Here is a 20,129-nt window from a genome sequence, read left to right on the forward strand (position 1 = left end):
TCCTTAAATAATTACTAAATTTGTTAGCATTGAAAAGATCAGGAAGTACGGATTTACCTTTACATTATGGCCACGTTCCGCCTTGGCTTGCGCAGCGTATGGCTAAACTTGGCCTGGCAATTACTGAATCTATTTTAGCAGAATATGGAAAGGCCGAAGTTATCAGGCGAATGAGCAATCCATTTTGGTTTCAAAGTCTGGGTGCCGTTATGGGCATGGACTGGCATTCTTCAGGCATCACAACTTCTGTAATGGGCGCATTAAAGAAATCTATAAACCCCTTATCTAAAGAACTCGGCATTTATATCTGTGGTGGCAAGGGGAAATATAGCCGGGAAACACCAGCCGAACTCCTGAATATTGCTGATAAAACAGGTTTAAACGGAATGGAATTAGTTCGTGCGAGTAAATTGAGTGCAAAGGTAGATAACACAGCCATTCAGGATGGCTTTCAACTTTACCTGCATAGTTTTATTTTAAGTAGCGATGGTGACTGGGCAGTTGTGCAACAGGGAATGAGCAATTTTAGCTCAACTGCGCGGCGGTATCATTGGCATTCAGAAAATCTTAAATCGTTTGTAGAAGAACCACATGCCGGCATTTGTGGCGTTAATCAGGGTCAGATTTTAAATTTAACAGCAAACGAAGCATCAAAAACAAGGACAAGCATGCTTAGTCTTACAGATGAGGCACCGGCTAAAATGATCACGGAAATTCAGAAACTGGTTATGCCTGCTCATCATGATGTAAGGGGTAAAGATGTTGATTTAAAACGACTTGGAAGTATTTTATGGCTCGCACAGGAAAAGAAACCCACAGATTTTGAAGAACTTTTGATGCTCGAAGGCATGGGACCGAGAACTTTACAATCCATGGCGCTGGTAAGTGAAGTGATTTACGGCACACCCTCCCGCTTTAGCGACCCTGCCAGGTATTCTTTCGCAAACGGAGGGAAAGACGGACATCCATTTCCAGTTCCCGTAAATGTTTATGACGAGACCTTAACGACATTACAAAAAGCCGTTGAAATGGCTAAAATAGGGAATTCAGACAAACTGCAAGCCATCAAATCGTTACATGAAATCGCCAGAAATGCAGAACATGACTTTACGCCAAATATGGATTTCGATAAAGTTATAGAAAAAGAGAGAACGGATAGCTGGAAATATGGTGGCCGCACCGTTTTTGGAAAAGAAGAAGCTCCCCGGAATAAGCAATTGAAGTTATTTTGAAGTTTGCAATTTATTTCCCGCAGATAAAGATGATTTCGCAAATAACATCAGCGTATTTCGTGTAATCTGTGGGAGATAAAATTTGCCAGGCATTAAGATTCCCGCCTGCGCGGGAAAGACGTATTGAAAACCGCTTGCGCTCGTTTCTAACGAGTGCATAATAGAGCAGCGATTAACTATCGCGGTTTTCTAATCATGAAACACGATAGGCTATTTACACGCTCGTTTAAACGAGCGTGAGCAGGAAAGTATTAAGATTCCCGCCTACCGCTTGCGCTCGTTTCTAACGAGTGCATGATAGAATAGCGATTAACATATCGCGGTTTTTTAATCGTGAAACACGATAAGCTATTTACACGCTCGTTTAAACGAGCGTGAGCAGGATTAAGATCACTGCATAATAGAGCAGCGATTAACTATCGCGGTTTTTTAATCGTGAAACACGATAAGCTATTTACGCTCGTTTTAAACGAGCATGAGCAGGATTAAGATTCTCGCCTATCAGGTTAAGCTGGTTTGAGTCTGATGCTATTAAATAAAAAGGTCGCAACATAAGCTGCGACCAATTCTGAATTATCTGTTCAGTTAATTATGCATAAGCAATAGCATCCCTTGATGCAAGCTTAGTTATACCCATTAAATATTCATCAACTTTACGTGCAGCCTCTCTTCCTTCCGATATGGCCCAAACCACTAACGATTGACCTCTGCGAACATCTCCTGCCGCAAAAATCTTCGCGATATTTGTTTGATAAGTATGCTCTGAAGCTTTTACATTTCCGCGGTTATCCAGTTCAATGCCTAATTTTTCAATTAAACCCTCTTTCTGAGGATGTAAAAAGCCCATAGCCAATAATACCAGTTCACATGGCAAATCCCTTTCTGTACCGGCAACTTCTTTAAAACTTACCGGTCTTCCGTTTGCGTCAATATCCCATTCAACATCCACAACTTTTAAAGCGGTTAAATTTCCGTTTTCATCAGCAATGAAGTTTTTGGTATTTACCGACCAAGCCCGCTGAGCACCTTCTTCGTGGGATGAAGTGTTTTTAAGCAGCATCGGATAGTTTGGCCAGGGCATGTGCTCGTTACGAACCTGAGGGGGCATCGGCATAATTTCAAACTGTGTTACTGATTTTGCACCATGACGATTTGAAGTCCCGATACAATCTGACCCTGTGTCGCCACCACCAATTACAATTACATTTTTACCGCTTGCTAAAATGTCTTCTACATCAAATTTTCTATCGGCAACACGTTTGTTTTGTTGTTTAAGAAAATCCATAGCAAAGTGAACGCCTTTTGCTGCCCTGCCTGGAATTGGTAAATCTCTCGGAATGGTTGAACCACCTGCTAAAACAATCGCATTGAAATCTCTCAGTAAAGTACTTATCTCAACATTTTCACCAACGTTAGCGTTACATTTAAAAATGATGCCTTCTTCTTTCATCAAATCAATTCGCCGGTCGACAACATTTTTTTGAAGTTTAAAGTCTGGTATTCCATATCTTAACAAACCACCTGGGGCATCGTCACGTTCGAAAACCGTAACTTCATGCCCAACCTTATTTAACTGAGCTGCAGCTGCTAAGCCTGCCGGACCTGAACCAATAACGGCAACTTTTTTGCCTGTTCTGATTAGCGGTGCTTTCGCTTTAATATAACCTTTATCAAAAGCAATTTCGATAATGTGCTTTTCAATTTCCTCAATCGAAACCGGCGGACGGTTAATACCTAATACACATGCAGATTCGCATGGTGCCGGACAAATTCTTCCTGTAAATTCCGGGAAATTATTAGTGCTTAATAAAATATTTGCTGCCAGTTCCCATTTGGCCTGGTAAACAGCCTCATTAAACTCCGGTATTACATTGCCAAGCGGACAACCCGACTGGCAAAATGGAACGCCGCAATCCATGCAACGTGCAGCTTGTCTGTTTAATTCTTCTGCGGGTAATTCATTTAAAAATTCCCCATAGTGTTTTATTCTGGTTGCGGCCGCTTCTCTGGTTGGCGCAACTCTATCATATTCCTGAAATCCTGTTACTTTTCCCATGGCCTAGTGTATTTTTACTTGTGATGCTCTTCTGTTTAAAACTGCTTTGTATTCTTTAGGGAATACTTTTACGAAATGGTTCGATTGTGTTTTCCAATCGCTTAAGATAAATTCCGCAACCTTACTATCCGTTAATCGAATATGCGTTTTAAGCAATGCTAAAATTCTTTCTTCATCTTCAACCTGCAACGGATCTAAATCAACCATTTCTTTATTGCATTTGCGGGCAAAAGTTCTGTTAGGATCATATATCCAGGCAATACCGCCGCTCATTCCGGCCGCAAAATTACTTCCTGTATCACCTAAAATTAATACCTCGCCACCAGTCATGTACTCACAACCGTGGTCGCCGACCCCTTCAACTACGGCAGTAGCGCCAGAGTTACGAACCGCAAAACGTTCGCCGGCTTTTCCACGGGCAAACAGCTCACCGGATGTTGCTCCATAAAGCGCCACATTACCAATAATTATATTTTGCTCCGGAACAAAAGTCGAGTTTGAGAAAGGGTAAATGGCAAGTCTTGCGCCTGATAAACCTTTTCCTACATAATCGTTCGCTTCGCCTTCCAATGATAAAGTAACACCACGCGTATTAAAAGCGCCAAAGCTTTGTCCTGCAGAACCAACAAATTTAAAATTGATGGTATCCGGCGGCAAACCGGCACCTAAATGTACTTTTGAAATCTCATTTGATAACATTGTACCCAGCGCACGATCTGTATTTTTAACTTCAAAGCTCGCAAAAACAGGTTCGTTATGATCAATAGCGGGTTGTGCTGCAGCAATAAGCTGATGATCCAAAACATGTTCTAAGCCATGATCCTGGCCTTCGGTATTAAATAACGGTAATCCGTTTTCTTCCGCTTTAAACAATATCGGCGATAAGTCTAAATGTTTTAACTTCCAGTCTTCAGCTGGCAATTCACGCACTTTTAAGATATCAGCCTGGCCAACCATTTCGTTAATGGTTCTGAAACCTAATTCAGCCATTAGCTCACGTAATTCCTCGGCAAGAAAATAAAATAAATTTACAACATGATCAGCATCACCTGTAAAAAGTTTTCTTAATTCAGGATCTTGGGTTGCAACACCAACGGGACAAGTGTTTAAATGGCATTTACGCATCATAATACAACCTGCTGTAACCAATGCAGCTGTTGCCACACCAAATTCTTCGGCACCAAGTAGAGCTGCGATGGCAATATCCCTGCCGGTTTTAAGCTGACCATCCGTTTGCAGTACAATCCGGTTACGTAATTTATTTTTAACCAGGGTTTGGTGCGCTTCAGCCAATCCAAGTTCCCATGGTAAACCTGCATGCTGGATAGATGTTAATGGTGATGCACCTGTTCCGCCATCGAAGCCTGAAACCAGAATAACATCAGCATGTGCTTTTGCAACACCTGCGGCAATGGTTCCAACACCTGCTTTTGAAACCAGTTTAACGTTGATTCTTGCTGCACGATTTGCATTTTTCAAATCAAAAATTAGCTGTGCCAAATCTTCGATAGAGTAGATATCGTGGTGTGGCGGAGGTGAAATCAAGCCCACCCCGGGTGTAGAGTGACGAACTTTTGCAATCCAGTCATCAACTTTATGGCCAGGCAATTGTCCACCTTCACCAGGTTTAGCCCCCTGAGCCATTTTAATCTGTAACTCGTCGGCATTTGTTAAATAATAGCTCGTTACACCAAAGCGGGCCGAAGCAACTTGTTTTATGGCCGAACGCATGCTATCGCCATTCGGCAGTTTGGTATAACGCATTTCATCCTCACCGCCTTCGCCGGTATTGCTTTTTCCACCGATACGGTTCATCGCTATGGCTAAAGTAGAATGGGCCTCATGCGATATCGAACCAAATGACATGGCACCTGTTGCAAATCTTTTTAAAATCGCTTCCGTTGGTTCTACTTCATTTAAAGGAACCGACGGACGGCTGTAATTAAATTCAAACAGTCCACGGATGGTATAAGCCTGCTGGGTTTGCTCATTTACAAGCTTTGAATATTGTTTGAAAATCTGGTAATCGTTTTTACGCGTTGCATTTTGCAGCAAATGAATGGTTTGCGGATTAAACAAATGCGCCTCGCCCCTGCGACGGAATTTATAAGTACCGCCAGCAGGCAGTAAGTTTTCAGTTTGTGTTGCCGGACCGAAACTACGGTGATGTTTAATGAGTGTTTCTTTTGCAATTTCATCCAAACCTAATCCACCGATACGTGAAACCGCTCCGGTAAAATACGTATTAACAACATGCTTATTTAAACCTAAAATCTCAAAAATTTGCGCACCCTGATACGATTGCAAGGTTGAAATACCCATTTTAGAGAAGATTTTAAGCAAACCGCTATTTACCGCGTAGATATAATTTTTGGTCAGTTGCTCGCCTGATAAGCCAGATTCGCTTTGAAAACCATTTATTGTTTCTAAAGCTAAATAAGGGTTAATTGCCGTAACGCCAAAGCCCAACAGGGTTGCAAAATGATGCACTTCCCAGATGTCGCCGCCTTCGATAACAATACCAACCGCACCACGATAGCCTTTACGAATTAAATGGTGGTGTACAGCAGAAACCGCTAATAGCGATGGCATTGCAGCGTGCTCCGAATCAATTGCCCTATCCGTTAATACAATAACCTGAAAACCATCTTCAACGGCATCAACCGCATAGCGGCATAAACGATCTAAAGCTTTCGCCATAGCGCCGGGCTTTCCATCAGCCCTGAAATAGGTTTGTAAAGTCTTTGCTTGGAAAACACCGGTATCAATACTTCTTAATTTTTCTAATTCCTGATTGGTTAAAATAGGATGCTTAATGGCGACACAGTGCGATTGCAGAGGGTTTTCCTCCAGCAAATTACCGTTACTACCCATAAAACTGGCCAAACTCATCACCACCTTTTCACGAATCGGGTCGATTGGCGGATTGGTTACCTGTGCAAAAAGCTGTTTGAAATAATTGGATAAGTGTTGAGGCCGTTTTGATAAAATTGCAAGCGGCGTATCTGTACCCATCGAACCAATTGGTTCTTTACCTTCGATGGCCATTGGTTTCAGCAATAAATCAATGTCTTCCCTGCTGTAACCAAAAACCTGCTGGTATTTAAAAATAGATTCTTCAGAAAGGCCCGTGAACATAACACGAGGCTCCGGTAATTCTTCTAAGCGGATTTGATATTGATTTATCCAGTCGGCATACGGACTTTTACCACAAACCTGCGTTTTAATTTCTTCGTCGCTGATAATTCTGCCCTGCTCCATATCCACAACGAACATTTTGCCTGGCGTTAAACGGCCCTTCTCAATAATCGTACTTTGGTCGATGGCTAAAGCACCGGCTTCAGACCCCATAATTACACGGTCGTCGGATGTAATGGCATAACGCGAAGGACGAAGGCCGTTACGATCTAAAGTAGCACCGATTAATTTTCCATCGGTAAAAGCAATTGCCGCCGGTCCATCCCATGGCTCCATTAAAGTTGCATGGAATTCATAGAAAGCCCTTTTAACGGGGTCCATGTCCTCGTTGCCATCCCAGGCCTCCGGAACAAGCATCATTAAAACATGAGGAAGTGTTCTGCCTGCATGAAGTAATAATTCAATAACATTATCCAAACAACCTGAATCTGAGTTTGTTTCATCGATTACAGGCAACAGCATATCTAATTCTTCCGGCGTAAAATAAGCTGATGCAAAAGATTTAACACCTGCCCTGAACCAGTTTAAATTTCCCTGTAAAGTGTTAATTTCACCGTTGTGCGCTATAAAACGAAAAGGCTGCGCCAATCGCCATGAAGGAAATGTATTGGTAGCAAAACGCGAATGCACCAAGCCTAGTGCAGAAACCACACGTTTATCACTTAGATCAGTAAAATAAGTACGAACCTGAAGCGACGTTAACTGACCTTTGTATATGATGGTTTGTGCGGAAAGCGAAACAATATAAAAATCTTTACCGCCATGAACGGTATTAACAATTAGTTTTATTAAGTAATTCTTAAAAATATAAAGTTTACGTTCAAAATCGGCACCAGGATTAACCGCATACGGACGGGCAATAAAAACCTGCTCAATTTCAGGCTCTACAGAAAGCGCCATATTACCAATATCCGTTGTATCCGTATCTACTTTTCTGAAACCTAAAATTTCTAAACCAAGTTTTTCTGCAGCACGGTAAATAAGTTCCCTGCATTCTTCTCTCGATCGGATATCCTTTGGCATAAACAGCATACCTACGCCATAATTATCGGTGGCAGGAAGGCTAAAGCCAGCTTTTAAACATTCATCGTAAAAAAATTCGTGAGGGATTTGAATCATAATACCGGCACCATCGCCTGTATTTGGTTCTGCTCCACATGCCCCTCTATGATCTAGATTTTCTAAAATAGTAAGTGCATCGGAGATAATTTGATGCGATTTTCGCCCTTTCACATGCGCAACAAACCCGATGCCGCAGGCGTCGTGTTCAAATTGCGCATTGTACAATCCACTGTTTGGTTCCATTCTTTGCTCGTTAGTTGTTAGTGTATAGGAAACACTAAGATACAAAAAAACGAAGTTAGATTACAGAGTTGACACAATTTTTAGAATAATTTTAGTTATTAAGCAATTTTATAAACTTAAATTAAAATATTAATAAATTAAATACATAATAATTAATAATTTAACAATTAAGGTTTTTGCATAAATAAGCCGTTTTTTAGTGAATAGCTGAGGATTCAATTTTACCATAAACCTGATTTTTTACAGGAAATTCCGGTAATAAGTGATAATTAATATTCGGGCCTCTACCATTAGCGTCTGATAAGAATGAATAAAAGGCTCAAAATAAACTTTATTAAATTACTAATCAGCAATATAGCTTTAATGACTAAAAAATTAGAAAAATGCATTTCGTGAAACCACATCTTTTTCTACCTTTGTGCCGGGCAAGTCTTTTACGACCAGCTCCCTTTGAACTCCCCCAGGGTGGGAACGCAGCAAGGGTAGAAGGTTGTAGCGGTGCGATAGAAGGTGCTTGCCCTTTTTTTTACCCCCTAACCCCCTGAAGGGGGGATATTTAAATTCTTCAGGGTTTAATCTTAGAAACTCAAATATTTAAGAATTTATAATCATGAAATTTTTTATTGACACAGCAAACCTTGATCAAATCAAAGAAGCTCAAGATCTTGGCATTTTAGATGGCGTAACCACCAATCCCAGCTTAATGGCTAAGGAAGGTATTACCGGCGAAGAAAATGTAATTAACCATTATAAAGCAATTTGCGATATCGTTGATGATAATGTAAGTGCTGAAGTAATATCCACTACTTTTGATGAAATCGTTAAGGAAGGTGAAGCTTTAGCGGCACTTAACCCTAAAATCGTTGTTAAAGTTCCGATGATTAAAGATGGTGTTAAAGCCATTAAATATTTCTCTTCAAAAGGAATTAAAACGAATTGTACTTTAATTTTTTCTGCCGGACAGGCTTTATTGGCTGCTAAAGCAGGTGCAACCTATGTTTCTCCGTTTTTAGGCCGTTTAGATGATATTTCCAGTGATGGTTTAGTTTTGATTGAAGACATCAGAACCATTTTCGATAATTACGGTTATGAAACTCAAATTTTAGCCGCATCAATCCGCGGGCCGTTACATATTGTAAATTGTGCTAAATTGGGTGCAGATGTAATTACAGCACCATTGGCCGCAATTGTTGGTTTATTAAAACACCCGTTAACAGATAGCGGCTTAGCTACTTTCTTAGCAGATCACGCTAAAGCAGCAGGAAAATAGTATTTATGTAAGATGGATCATGGGAGATGGAAGATGGGAAATAGATAATGGGCAAATTGCTCAAAACCTTTCCATCTCCCATTTTCCATCTTCCATTTTACATTTTACATCTTCCATCTCCCATTTTACATCTTCCATTTTACATGCTCCATCTCCCATTTTACATTTCAAGTGTTTCCTTTATCTTTTCATAACTAATCTGCTCATCTGGTTCGATTAGTATGCCCTTCACCCCTGCACCATTCGCGGCTTCAACATCACGGGGTTTATCACCTATCATAATTGATAAAGCAGGATCGATCTCATACATATCAATTGCATCTAAAATCATTCCCGATTTTGGTTTACGGCATTTGCATTCGCCACCTACTGTAGGGTGATGCGGACAATAATAAAACCCGGCGATATCAGCGCCTTGAGCAAGAAAAGCGTTTCTCAACAGCTGGTGCATAATGGCCAGTTCCTGTTCAGTATATCGCTTTAATGCAATTCCACCCTGATTTGTGATTACAATCAACAGGTAGCCCTCATCATAGAGCTTTTTTAATACAGGAATTTGATAGTCCAGGATTTTAAAATCTTCAACACGACAGATGTAATCATATATTTCGTGATTCAAAACGCCATCACGATCGAGAAAAATAGCTTTATTCATTTAGGAATTAGGAGTTTGAAAACAATAATTTACTGTTTTCCATTTAAAAATTAATTATCCAAAATAACTCAAAATTAATGGCAAAGGAAAACTTAAATCATCAACCTTTCAAGAAGCTGTCTGAATTTCTTATTTTAAAAAAATGCAGTTCCACACATAAGCGCAGATTTTGTATATGCTTTTGTAAATTCGATTTAGTTCTTATATAAAAATATTTAAAAAGAATAATGCAAAAATTAAAGTTCCATTGATCAGCCACACTGCGGCCGGGATGACGGTAAGGATACCCCGCCATTTCGATAAATCTACTAAAATCTCTTGCCCAATTTGTGTCCGCTAACGGCAAAATACAAAATGAATAAATAGGCGGGTATCATAATGACATATGCATTCTGGGCATCCCCCATTTTTTCAGACAACAAACCATAAATCGGGGGAAGTATCGCACCGCCTACAATCGCCATTATCAGTAATGCTGAACCCATTTTGGTAAACTTGCCTAATCCATCGATAGCCATCGGGAAAATAGCCGGCCACATTACAGAGTTAGAGAAACCCAGTAAAGCAAATATCCAGACTGCCGGATGTGTAGGTAAATTTAATGCATAACCCAGTACGTTAATCGTGGTAAAATCAGGATTTGATTTAATCAAAATCACCGATACAACCAATACAATACTTAACACACAAGAAATTACAAGCGCATTTCTTTGAGAAATAAACCGGGGAATTGAAATAATGCCGACGGTATACCCTAAAAGAAGGCCATAACCCGTGTAAGTGGCAAAACTTTTTGAAACATCGAGCTTGTAACCCAAATGTGTTCCAAAACCGGCAAATGTATCATAACTGATTACTTCCATCCCTACATAAAAAAATAAGGCCAATACACCTACAATTAAATGCGGGTAACTGAATACCGTTTTATCTGATTTTCCCGCCGGAAGCGCTTCTAAATCCAATATATCTTCGGTTTCTTCCACTTCAGGAAGCTGGATAAAAAACAACAGCACACCTACCAGGGCAAAAGATGCCGCGATAAAAATATAAGGCATTACTACTTTTTGAGCAAGCTCATCTAAAGCTAAATTCTTCGCCGCTTCGTTCATGGTTTTTAAACTCGCTTCAAAGGCGTCACTATCTTTAAGTATAATGCTTCCTAAGGCATAAACGGCCATAATACCGGCAATTTTATTGCATATCCCTAAAATACTTATGCGCTTCGCGGCACTTTCTTTAGGGCCGATTGCAGCCGCATACGGATTGGAAGCCGTTTGAAGTAAGGCCAGTCCGCTTCCGATAACAAACAAACCTATCAGGAAGGTTGGAAAACTCCGCGAATAGGCCGCAGGAATAAAAATTGCGGCTCCAATGGCCATGGCAAATAAACCAACAGACATGCCCTTTTTAAAGCCTGTAAACTTTAATACAAACGATGAGGGGATAGACATTACAAAATATGCCGCAAAAAATGCTGATGCAACGTAATAGGATTCGGTGCTTGTAAGCTGACAAGCAATTTTTAAATAAGGAATAAGCTGACTGTTTGCCCAGGTTATAAATCCAAAAATGAAAAATAAAACGCCTATAACGAATAGGGCAAAACCGTAATTTTGTTCTTGTTTAGTAGTCGACATGAAATGTTTGGTTTGATTTTTCGGCCAAACTAAACAAATAATTTCTGTTTTCGGGCATCAAACGTTTGCGTAATTTAAATTTTAACAGATTTTTATGAACAAATGCTAAAGAAAAAGCTCTGTTTGGAATAAAATAAGCAAAATTCAATATGTTTCAGCCTGTATATTTCTATCTATAAATTAATCCTCTACTCTTTACAGCAGGAATTATTACAAAAGGCCATATTTAGCCATCTTTTATAATTAATGATTTATAATGCGAGTCATTATAGCTTCCCGAATTATATTTTTAATTCATAATTTTTAGAAACTGCCTAAATTTATTTAACACCTTATACAAGTTAGTCTGAGGGATAATTTATTTCATAAAAATCAATATAAATGACGTTTGCTATTTGCAGTCCCTCTTTTAAAGAGGTGTCCGCAGGACGGGCTTTTTTATTTGTCTTGGCCGGACAGGCTTTTTTCTTTTGGCAACAAAAGAAACAAAATTGCCGGCTGAAAATTTTTGTATTTAAGGTTGTGCTCTGGCTTGGATAGTACATCCCCAAAAATTTGTTAGGCCGGTTTAAAGCAAAACGGAGAAACAGTACTTTGGCCTTATAAAACGCAAACACACGTAATCCATAACTTAATGTATATCAGCAATTTAATAAATAACATCAATAGTAGCTTGTCGAAGACCTTTTCCATACAGCATTTCGACAGGCTCAACGCAACAACATGTATAAATTATGAATGAAATTCAGACATGCTCTTATTAAATAACCGGATTCATTTTATTTCGAAACCTAAGAAACTATTTAAAATTACAACATCTAACCTATTGTATACTTTTGATTTTTAAGCATTGAGCATTTAACAACTCCTGAAGAATTCATGGCATTTACGATTACCTTCCCTTTAGCATCCAGTATTCTTAAACCCTTAGGAAGAAAAATAAAGCAGGGGCTACTATTTACAGGATTTACAATGGTTGCCTTTTCCAGGGCACCGTTTTGCCACTTCATATCAATCACAAAACCGCCTCTTGCACAAACACCATTCAGGCTTCCGGCCTGCCAATCCTTATTGTCTGGTAATGCTGGCAAAAACCGGATGACATTATTTTTTCCATGGCTTTGCAGTAACATTTCCGTAATTCCGGCCGTACCACCAAAATTACCATCGATTTGAAAAGGTGGATGGGCACAAAATAAATTTGGGTAAGTGCCCCCACCCTTGCTCATATTTAAAACGGAAGAATGAACAGGTTTCAGTAATTCTTTGAGCAATAAAAAAGCATGATTACCATCGCCCAGCCTTGCCCAGAAGTTAATTTTCCAGGCCTTGCTCCAACCGGTGCCATCATCTCCCCGCTGGTTTAAAGTAACGCCAGCTGCTGCCGCCAGTTCTTTAGTATCCCAGGGTGTAATTTCATCATAGGGATACAAGCCAAATAAATGCGATACGTGGCGGTGTTTAGGTTCCGCATCTTTCCAGTCCTCGAGCCACTCATTTACATCACCTTTCGTCCCGATTTGATTCGGTGCCAGTTTTGGAATTATACCGGTTAATTCATTTCTGAAATCGGCGTCTGTATTTAAAATTTTCGCCGCGGCTGCAGTAGCATTAAAAACCGAACGGCAGATTTGCATATCCATTGTCGGCCCCATCGCCGTCTGTCCTTTAAATCCATCGGGCATGATGTAGGTATTCTCCGGTGAATTGGAAGGCGAAACCACGAGCCAGTTGTGCTTCGGTTCCTCTACCAGTACAGATTTCAGAAACAATGCCGAACCCTTTAAAACCGGGTAATATTTTTTTAAAAAATTAATATCTTTTGTATACAGGTAATGCTCCCAGATGTGGGTAGACAGCCATGCCCCGCCTGTTAAAGTAGAACCCCATTCCGCACCTTCGCCGGGCGAAGTATATAACCAGGGGTTAGCAATAACATGCGCAACCCAGCCACCGGCATTGTAATAAGCTTTTGCCGTTTTAGCCCCATTTGGGACCAGGTTTTTTGTAAACTGGAAAAGCGGCTGCGTTAATGATGAAAGGTTCGTGGCTTCGGCCGGCCAGTAATTCATCTGCAGGTTAATGTTTAAATGATAATCACCATTCCAGGGCGTTTGGTATTCGGTTGCCCAAAGCCCCTGCAAATTGGCAGGCATCAGGCCCGGCCTTGAAGATGATATTAACAGGTAGCGGCCAAAATTAAAATAAAGTGCAGGCAGTGCCGAATCACTTTTACCTTTTTGATATTGCTCAAGCCGTTCATCGGTGGTTAAATTTTCATCTGTTGAATTTCCGTTGAAACTTAACCTGCAACGATTAAATAGCGACTGGTATTTCCGGACATGTTCCGCAAAAGAGCGGTTTTCGGTTTTTGCCAAAGCCTTCGCTATTTTGAGTTTACACGCAGGCAAAATAGCTGCAGCCGTTAATTTTGCCTGAACAGGATCGTAATTGGTTTCCGTATTTAAAATCAATTCACATGTTGTCGCATTTTCAACAACCAGGTTATTCCCTTCTACCCTGATGCGCCCATCCGTTACCCTGGGTTTAACTAAGGTTATAAATTTCATGCCCTTGCCACTTCCGGCCGGCAACTGCCCTTCCATAACCAGGTAGCCTTGTTGAACGGTAACCAATGCATTTTCCTTTCTAAAGAGGGAAATGGTAAAGTTGAGACGGCCTTTACGACTGGCGGAAAATTGTATGCGGCTTACGTCTGCGTTAAAATCTGTATAAACCTTTTCATTGTACGTAACACCCTTGCGTGTAAACTGCGTTTCTGAAACAGCCTTTTCGACATCCAGTGTCCGTTTGTAATCCGAAACCCTACCCAGCGTATCTTTCCATTGAATAAACAAATCGCCTGCGGTTTGATAAGAACCATACAAGGTATTTGCGGCGCTACCATAATGAGAACCGTCATCTTTCGAAACAAAATTCTTTTGCAGAAGTGCTTGTGCTTCTTTGTTTTTACCGTCGAGCAAAAGCTGTTGTATTGGTTTCAGATAGCGGTATGCACTATCTCTGTTCGCGTCTTGCGGTCCGCCAGACCATAAAGTTATCTCGTTTAGCGCAATTCTTTCTTTGGTAGTCCCTCCATAAACCAGCGCCCCCAAGCGGCCGTTTCCAAGCGGCAAAGATTCCTCAAACCTTGCGGCCGGCTGATTAAACCTGATGGTAAGGGCCGATTTTTGGGCATATACAACGGAAAAAGAAGCAATATAAATCAGTAAAAATAAACTCAGTTTGTGCATGGCAGGGTAGATATAATTTTTTAAAAATATCAATTTAGTTCAAAAAACAGAAGACAAATAATTAATCGACCTATAAATCAATAAAGTAGCTCATTTCCTGATTTTTTATTTGCACGAAATACAGCAGAATCCTATATTTGCACCACTTTAAAGGAAACGGTTTACCTGTTTCAGTTAAATTGATTCCGTAGCTCAGCTGGTAGAGCATTACACTTTTAATGTAGTGGTCCTGGGTTCGAATCCCAGCGGGATCACAGAAATCCTCCAACGAAAGTTGGGGGATTTTTTGTTTATTATCCGCTGGGATTCGAACAGAAGCGCTGGCCCAGGTTCGAACTTTTCTCTTGAGCGGGTTTGTGTTCGGGATAAGCGAGCGAAAAATCCTCCCTCTGGCGCAAGCGTCTCCCCCCTCTGGCGCAAGCGTCTCGCTTGTGACTAATCATATATTCGAAAAACTAATTAATCGAATTTCGATTAGCCTTTAAAATTTGAACCCTATTACGATGTGAGCATAGACGGGACGCTTGTGCTAGATGGGAAGAGACTACCTTTTCAGATAATCTCATAAAAAGGATATACTTTTAATTAATGGTTTTTTCATGTGATTCCTTCAATATAAAATCTACCACTACTGAATCACCATTTACCAAGTTAATATCGCGAGTAGACCTCATTAGATAGCCAATATAGCTAGCTCTTAGGATGTGATGCCCCTCCTTAAGCTTAATTCGGTATCTGCCCTTGTCATCAGTTGTTGTTAAAAGGATTGTATCTCTGGTTTTTATAGGTACACCTGGCAGAGTTCTATTATTTTTATTTGTATCATAAACGGTTCCGGTAACAATAACGTTGTTATTTTTCGTTTTAAAAGTTGTTTTGGTATAGCTACCAGTACGGTTTAAAGAAGCGCAGCTCACTAGAGCAGCAAATACAAATAATATGCTTAATATATGTTTCATAATATTTTTATAATTTAACATACCCCTTTGGCGCAAGCATCTCGCTTGTGAATAATAATATATTCGAAAAACTAATTAATCAATTGAATATTAATTAACATTTAAAACCCAAATAATCTGTTGTATCAACGTAAGAAATTACAAAGTACATAACAAATAGGCTCACCTCAAGAAAAAATTAAGGATTAAATTATAAGCTATCTATAGCAAAAGCGGACACTTGCGCCATCGTTTTTGAACTTTCCGGCTTAGGCCAGATAAATATTCAAACACTTTAATTAAAAGTTTTTAGTTGACATATATTATTATGGTTAAAATATCCAAATCCAGTAAACTTTTGGTTATTTATTAGCCCAACATCATTGTACTACTTTTTAAGCCTGAATAAATTTCTTAATAACAAACTAATTGAGCCTGTTGCAGGGCTCGTGGTATTATTGAAAACATATTGAGTTTTGTTTGCCTTTAAGTAATTCAGTTGTTCACCATTATAGCTTGGTTTAATTCGTTCACCGGTCGCAATGTTAGTCAACTTATTTCTTAGGTTCAATTCGTCTGTAACCATGTTGCTAAGCATCGGCGTATAATAATAACAATCCTTGAAAAAATAATGTGTTACCTGCGACCATCTGGTAGACGCATCATTCAAAACTGGAGAACCTCCATGTAAAATATTACTTGACCAAATTAATGCATCTCCCTTTTTAGCATGAAATATTTTTTTCTCTATCGGACTTACTTTAACAATTTCTTCAATAAAATCCTCGTAATCGATATAATCATTATATGATGTGCTTTTTGAACTTTCTTTAATTTGAGAAAAATTATATTCGGGTAGTCGATGGGAACCCGGATAGTAAAAGAGTGGGCCGTTTTCATTTGTAACATCTTCGAGCGCGACCCAAACGCCACACATAAATTTAGCAGGAAGTGAGCTAAAATGAATAGTATCTGAATGTGCCCGTTGTTGGCTTCCAAATTTAAAGTTTAGTGTTTGAAACGGCAGCGGCTCCCTTCCGTAAAGCGTCTCAAGGATTTTTAATATGGGCGGGTAAGATGCCAGTTCTTTGCAGGGATTAGAAACCTTCCAAAGATCTTGCACCCGCTGCTCATTTCGAAAAGTCTTAATCTTAAAGCCAGGATTGAAGCCTTTTTCCTTTGCTTCTTTTACAACTGAATCAACTAGTTCTTCTGGAAAAAAATTTGGCAAAACGACATAGCCATCTCTATTATAATCAATTGCAAGCGCTCTTAAAGAGGGTTCAAGTACTTTGGATTCTAGGATTTGATTAAAGAATGGGGATTCAATCCATGGAAAGTTTGACCGTATCATTGTCGAAGTAATTTAAATTAATCATTAGGTAGTTCCAAAGATAGCAACTAATTCTAAAGTTAGTGCGCTAGTTTTATTGTCCATAAGCTGACAGCACTAACGCTCGATTTGATTTCAAATCATTAAATAAAATAGTTAACTTAGAAATAAAAAATATATGAGACCAATAGGCAATTTAGATGTAGTCGATCCAATAAACGGGTGCTCGGGATGGGGTTTAGATCCTGATACCCCTTATGCAAATATTGCAATACACTTCTATGCGAACGCAGAAGCGGGAACACCCGGCAGTGTATTTTTAGGTAGCACAACAGCTAACTTGCCGAGGCCCGACGTAAATAGTGCAACTGGTTATCCTGGAAATCATGGATTTAACTGGGTAATGCCGACATATTTTATGACTCCATTCCGCCCAAAAATTTATGCATATGCTATTGATACAAGCGGAAGTGGAATTAATCCATTACTTGGAGGCGCTCCTAAAATCATGCCTTTTCTAGTAAGAACGATAACTAATAACGCGTCGACTTGGCCGATAACAATTTCTGCGAGTTCAAGATGGGGAAGTGCGATATCTTCACTAAAATGGAAAAGTCTGGAATTTATTGATGCCATGGACCATGGCCGGCTTCTTCAATCTGCGTGTCAATTCTACGACTACATTAATTCGTGGGGGCCAGAGTGCTACAATCCTACTGAAGCAGGAAATGATTCTGATGGCGGCGGTGAAGGGAGTAGTACACAAATCATCAGCATGCAGGCAAATGCTAACCAAATGACCACTTCCTGCAATATGGCATTTTATTGCCCGCCCGGAAGTACTACAGATGGTTGTTCAAGCGGGCCGATCAATACTACTGTTTTATCTGGTTTCACATTTTCAAAGGTTGTCACCATTGGAATAAGTGCTGCTGTTTCTAATGCAGAGCGGGTTATTAAATATGATACAACATATCAGGTCCCTAATAATGAAACTCACTTAGGTTACGCTGTTTTTGAAGCGATTGCTAACTATGTTAATGCCGGAAACTTTACCAGGGTTCTGCTTTATGATAAGTTGAACCATACATATTCACAAGCTTCTCCGACTTCCACTTTTCAAGGAACTAATAAGCCAGTTATAATTTCTACAACAGACTATAATTGGGCTATTGGATTATATACGCCTTTAGTTAAAGATAATCAGCCATACTATGGATATATGGGAGATGGAACTTTCATAAAATCCAATTACGTTCAGCAAATGTCCAATCTAACTGCAGGAGCAAGCTACACCTTTACCGGGTATTTAATAATTGGAAATGTATCGGAGGTTATGAATACCTTGGCAGACTTGATAACTGTTTACCCAAATACTTAATTTCAGTCGGTTAAAAATATTTGTGAGGGGCGCCTAAACTCCCCTTGCAGATACTTGAGTTCATATTGACGGCCGTGGATAGCTCCTGTATGAATTTATGAAAAATGCAGGGATGCTGCTTGATGGCTATACAACTGACATTTGATACCCCGCTGACGCAAGCGTCTCGCTTGTGACTAATATTATATTCGAAAACTAATTAACCGATTATTGACTTTCTTTAAAATCTGAACCCTATTACGATGTAAGCACAAGCGAGACGCTTGCGTTAGCGAGCTGCCAGGCTTGCGCCAGATGGGGCTTTCTTCTTTCCAAACGCCTTTCGGTAAGCTATTGGTGTCATTCTAAATTCTTTTTTAAATAAGCGTATAAAAGCGCTCTCATTCTCAAAACCACATTGGGGAACGATGTTGCCAATGTTGGCATCAGATTTCTTTAATAGTAAAGATGCTTGCTTCAATCGTATTCGCGTGAGGTATTGCAGTGGTGTCAGTTCGTAGGCACTGCGGAAGCAGCGGATGAAATGATATTGTGACAGGTGTGCTACGTCAGCCAGTTGAGCGACGGTGATTTTTTTTTCTGGATGTTTGGTCATGTACGCCAAAGCGCGCTTCAGTTTTTTATGCAGGTCTTTTTGGGTAGCCTCGTGCGTGGCCGGTATTTGTTTGCTTGTTTGATATTGAGGTAACTCAAACCAAGGCTTCTTCGGCCGCGTAGAAGGATAGCCATCCTGCTCGCGGAAGGCTTTGCGCTCCGGCGTGAAGTTCCACCAGTTGAGTTTACTATCCGGGTGGTTGGCAAAATGTACCACAAGCCGAAACTGATCCTCAACACAGGGATCAACCCATACCCCTTTTTGCAATTCGTATTGATTGGTGAGCTTTGCGCCGTCCTTTCTTTTCAGTTCGTTAAGCGAGTAATATCCCATTCCGATCAGGTCATGCGCAAAGCGTATCCCGATTGAGGGAAGACTTTGAAACTCGGATAGCGCAAACAGCTCCATCGCCCTGATCTTTGAAATATCAAGCAACTTCTGCAATACGTCTATTTTGTGCAGGTGTATTTCACGCTTTTTAATTTTCAGCGCGCGCAGCTTTTTCACTTCTGCCGGTGTTAATCCTAGTGGATTGAGTTCCTCTTTAGTCATGTTCTGCGAAAGTTAGCAGGTAATTATTATTGTCGCAGAGCGAAAATTCAGTAGCACCATAAAAAGTCTTCTCCAGGCCGGTGAGCAGGGTTACATGATCTTTAATATGATCATAATACTTACGGATGTTATTCACACTGATGTACAACAAAAGCGATCCTCCATCGGCACGACTCACCATCGGGTGCTTGCCTTCAATGCTGGCAAAGGTCTGAAACATAAAGGTAACACTCCCATTAGTCATCAGCGCAAATACTTTTTCGCCTTCGGGCGTAGTCACTTCATCGGTTACCATAAAGCCGAGTTTCGTGTAAAAGGTAATGGTTGCTTCCAGGTCATTGACAAAGATGTTTGGCGAGATGGATTTCATAATCGAATAGGTTAATCGTTTACTCAAAAGTATAAAAAAGGTAAATGCGGAAATGTGCTGAAATTGCTAAAGTGATTTAAACGCAGAAGAATAAGGTAGATAAACCAGGGTTAGATTACCAAAGTTGCATCAATTCGTGATTATTTGCCACCAAATTCATTTTACAGTGCACTACAAAATTATTTTTAGGTAACGCGGGTTCAAACGACAATGGTTGGACTATAAACCTAAATATACATGTAAAGTATCTACATGATATTCTAAGATTGATAATTGATTAATGTCCATATTTTATGGCTTGCCGAAGTGAGTTCATTAATTGTTTTTACCCCCCCCGGCGCAAGTGTCTCGCT

The 20,129-nt window shown here is 40.0% G+C and carries 12 protein-coding genes, 1 tRNA gene and 1 other RNA gene; 5 read left to right on the forward strand and 9 right to left on the reverse strand.

Annotated features, from left to right (window positions below):
* The first annotated feature begins 29 nt into the window (after nt 1-29).
* Nucleotides 30-1,232 carry a DUF763 domain-containing protein gene (locus tag O0931_RS06190; RefSeq protein ID WP_269414692.1) on the forward strand — a complete coding sequence of 401 codons (1,203 nt, stop codon included), beginning with the start codon at nt 30-32 and terminating at the stop codon, nt 1,230-1,232.
* A gap of 589 nt (nt 1,233-1,821) precedes the next feature.
* Here the strand turns inward: O0931_RS06190 and O0931_RS06195 are convergent.
* Both O0931_RS06195 and gltB read right to left on the reverse strand, forming a co-directional pair.
* Nucleotides 1,822-3,288, reverse strand: a complete 1,467-nt coding sequence (locus O0931_RS06195; protein WP_269414693.1) for a glutamate synthase subunit beta — start codon at nt 3,286-3,288, stop codon at nt 1,822-1,824.
* A gap of 3 nt (nt 3,289-3,291) precedes the next feature.
* Nucleotides 3,292-7,791: a glutamate synthase large subunit gene (gltB, locus tag O0931_RS06200; RefSeq protein ID WP_269414694.1), complete on the reverse strand. Its 4,500-nt coding sequence runs from the start codon at nt 7,789-7,791 to the stop codon at nt 3,292-3,294.
* Between the two features lie 423 nt (nt 7,792-8,214).
* On the opposite strand from gltB, the gene ffs reads away from it, so the two are divergent.
* Both ffs and fsa read left to right on the forward strand, forming a co-directional pair.
* An RNA gene (gene ffs, locus O0931_RS06205) (signal recognition particle sRNA small type) lies at nt 8,215-8,314 on the forward strand.
* A gap of 87 nt (nt 8,315-8,401) precedes the next feature.
* On the forward strand, nt 8,402-9,061 hold the full coding sequence (gene fsa, locus O0931_RS06210; protein ID WP_010602758.1) for a fructose-6-phosphate aldolase: 660 nt from the start codon (nt 8,402-8,404) through the stop codon (nt 9,059-9,061).
* A gap of 160 nt (nt 9,062-9,221) precedes the next feature.
* Here the strand turns inward: fsa and O0931_RS06215 are convergent, their stop codons facing one another.
* The 3 genes from O0931_RS06215 to O0931_RS06225 form a co-directional block, all read right to left on the reverse strand.
* The gene (locus O0931_RS06215; protein ID WP_269414695.1) at nt 9,222-9,716 is read right to left on the reverse strand and encodes a D-glycero-alpha-D-manno-heptose-1,7-bisphosphate 7-phosphatase; all 495 of its coding nucleotides are present in this window, start codon (nt 9,714-9,716) and stop codon (nt 9,222-9,224) included.
* A 308-nt stretch (nt 9,717-10,024) separates the two neighbouring features.
* Nucleotides 10,025-11,353, reverse strand: a complete 1,329-nt coding sequence (locus tag O0931_RS06220) for a sugar MFS transporter (RefSeq protein WP_269414696.1) — start codon at nt 11,351-11,353, stop codon at nt 10,025-10,027.
* An 818-nt stretch (nt 11,354-12,171) separates the two neighbouring features.
* On the reverse strand, nt 12,172-14,607 hold the full coding sequence (locus O0931_RS06225) for a glycoside hydrolase family 95 protein (protein WP_269414697.1): 2,436 nt from the start codon (nt 14,605-14,607) through the stop codon (nt 12,172-12,174).
* Between the two features lie 181 nt (nt 14,608-14,788).
* Between O0931_RS06225 and O0931_RS06230 the strand changes: the two genes are divergently transcribed.
* A tRNA-Lys gene (locus O0931_RS06230) sits at nt 14,789-14,861 on the forward strand.
* A gap of 327 nt (nt 14,862-15,188) precedes the next feature.
* Here the strand turns inward: O0931_RS06230 and O0931_RS06235 are convergent.
* Both O0931_RS06235 and O0931_RS06240 read right to left on the reverse strand, forming a co-directional pair.
* Complete coding sequence (locus O0931_RS06235; protein WP_269414698.1) at nt 15,189-15,566, reverse strand: carboxypeptidase regulatory-like domain-containing protein; 378 nt, start codon at nt 15,564-15,566, stop codon at nt 15,189-15,191.
* A 367-nt stretch (nt 15,567-15,933) separates the two neighbouring features.
* Complete coding sequence (locus O0931_RS06240) at nt 15,934-16,899, reverse strand: phytanoyl-CoA dioxygenase family protein (RefSeq protein WP_269414699.1); 966 nt, start codon at nt 16,897-16,899, stop codon at nt 15,934-15,936.
* Between the two features lie 157 nt (nt 16,900-17,056).
* Here O0931_RS06240 and O0931_RS06245 point away from each other — a divergent pair, with 157 nt between their 5' ends.
* On the forward strand, nt 17,057-18,259 hold the full coding sequence (locus O0931_RS06245; protein ID WP_269414700.1) for a hypothetical protein: 1,203 nt from the start codon (nt 17,057-17,059) through the stop codon (nt 18,257-18,259).
* Between the two features lie 268 nt (nt 18,260-18,527).
* Here the strand turns inward: O0931_RS06245 and O0931_RS06250 are convergent, their stop codons facing one another.
* On the reverse strand, nt 18,528-19,406 hold the full coding sequence (locus tag O0931_RS06250; RefSeq protein WP_269414701.1) for a helix-hairpin-helix domain-containing protein: 879 nt from the start codon (nt 19,404-19,406) through the stop codon (nt 18,528-18,530).
* The gene (locus O0931_RS06255) at nt 19,399-19,776 is read right to left on the reverse strand and encodes a VOC family protein (protein WP_269414702.1); all 378 of its coding nucleotides are present in this window, start codon (nt 19,774-19,776) and stop codon (nt 19,399-19,401) included. The genes O0931_RS06250 and O0931_RS06255 overlap by 8 nt, the downstream gene beginning before the upstream one ends.
* Nucleotides 19,777-20,129 lie beyond the last annotated feature (353 nt).

The sequence above is a fragment of the Pedobacter rhodius genome, assembly GCF_027213645.1.
Classification (GTDB): domain Bacteria; phylum Bacteroidota; class Bacteroidia; order Sphingobacteriales; family Sphingobacteriaceae; genus Pedobacter; species Pedobacter rhodius.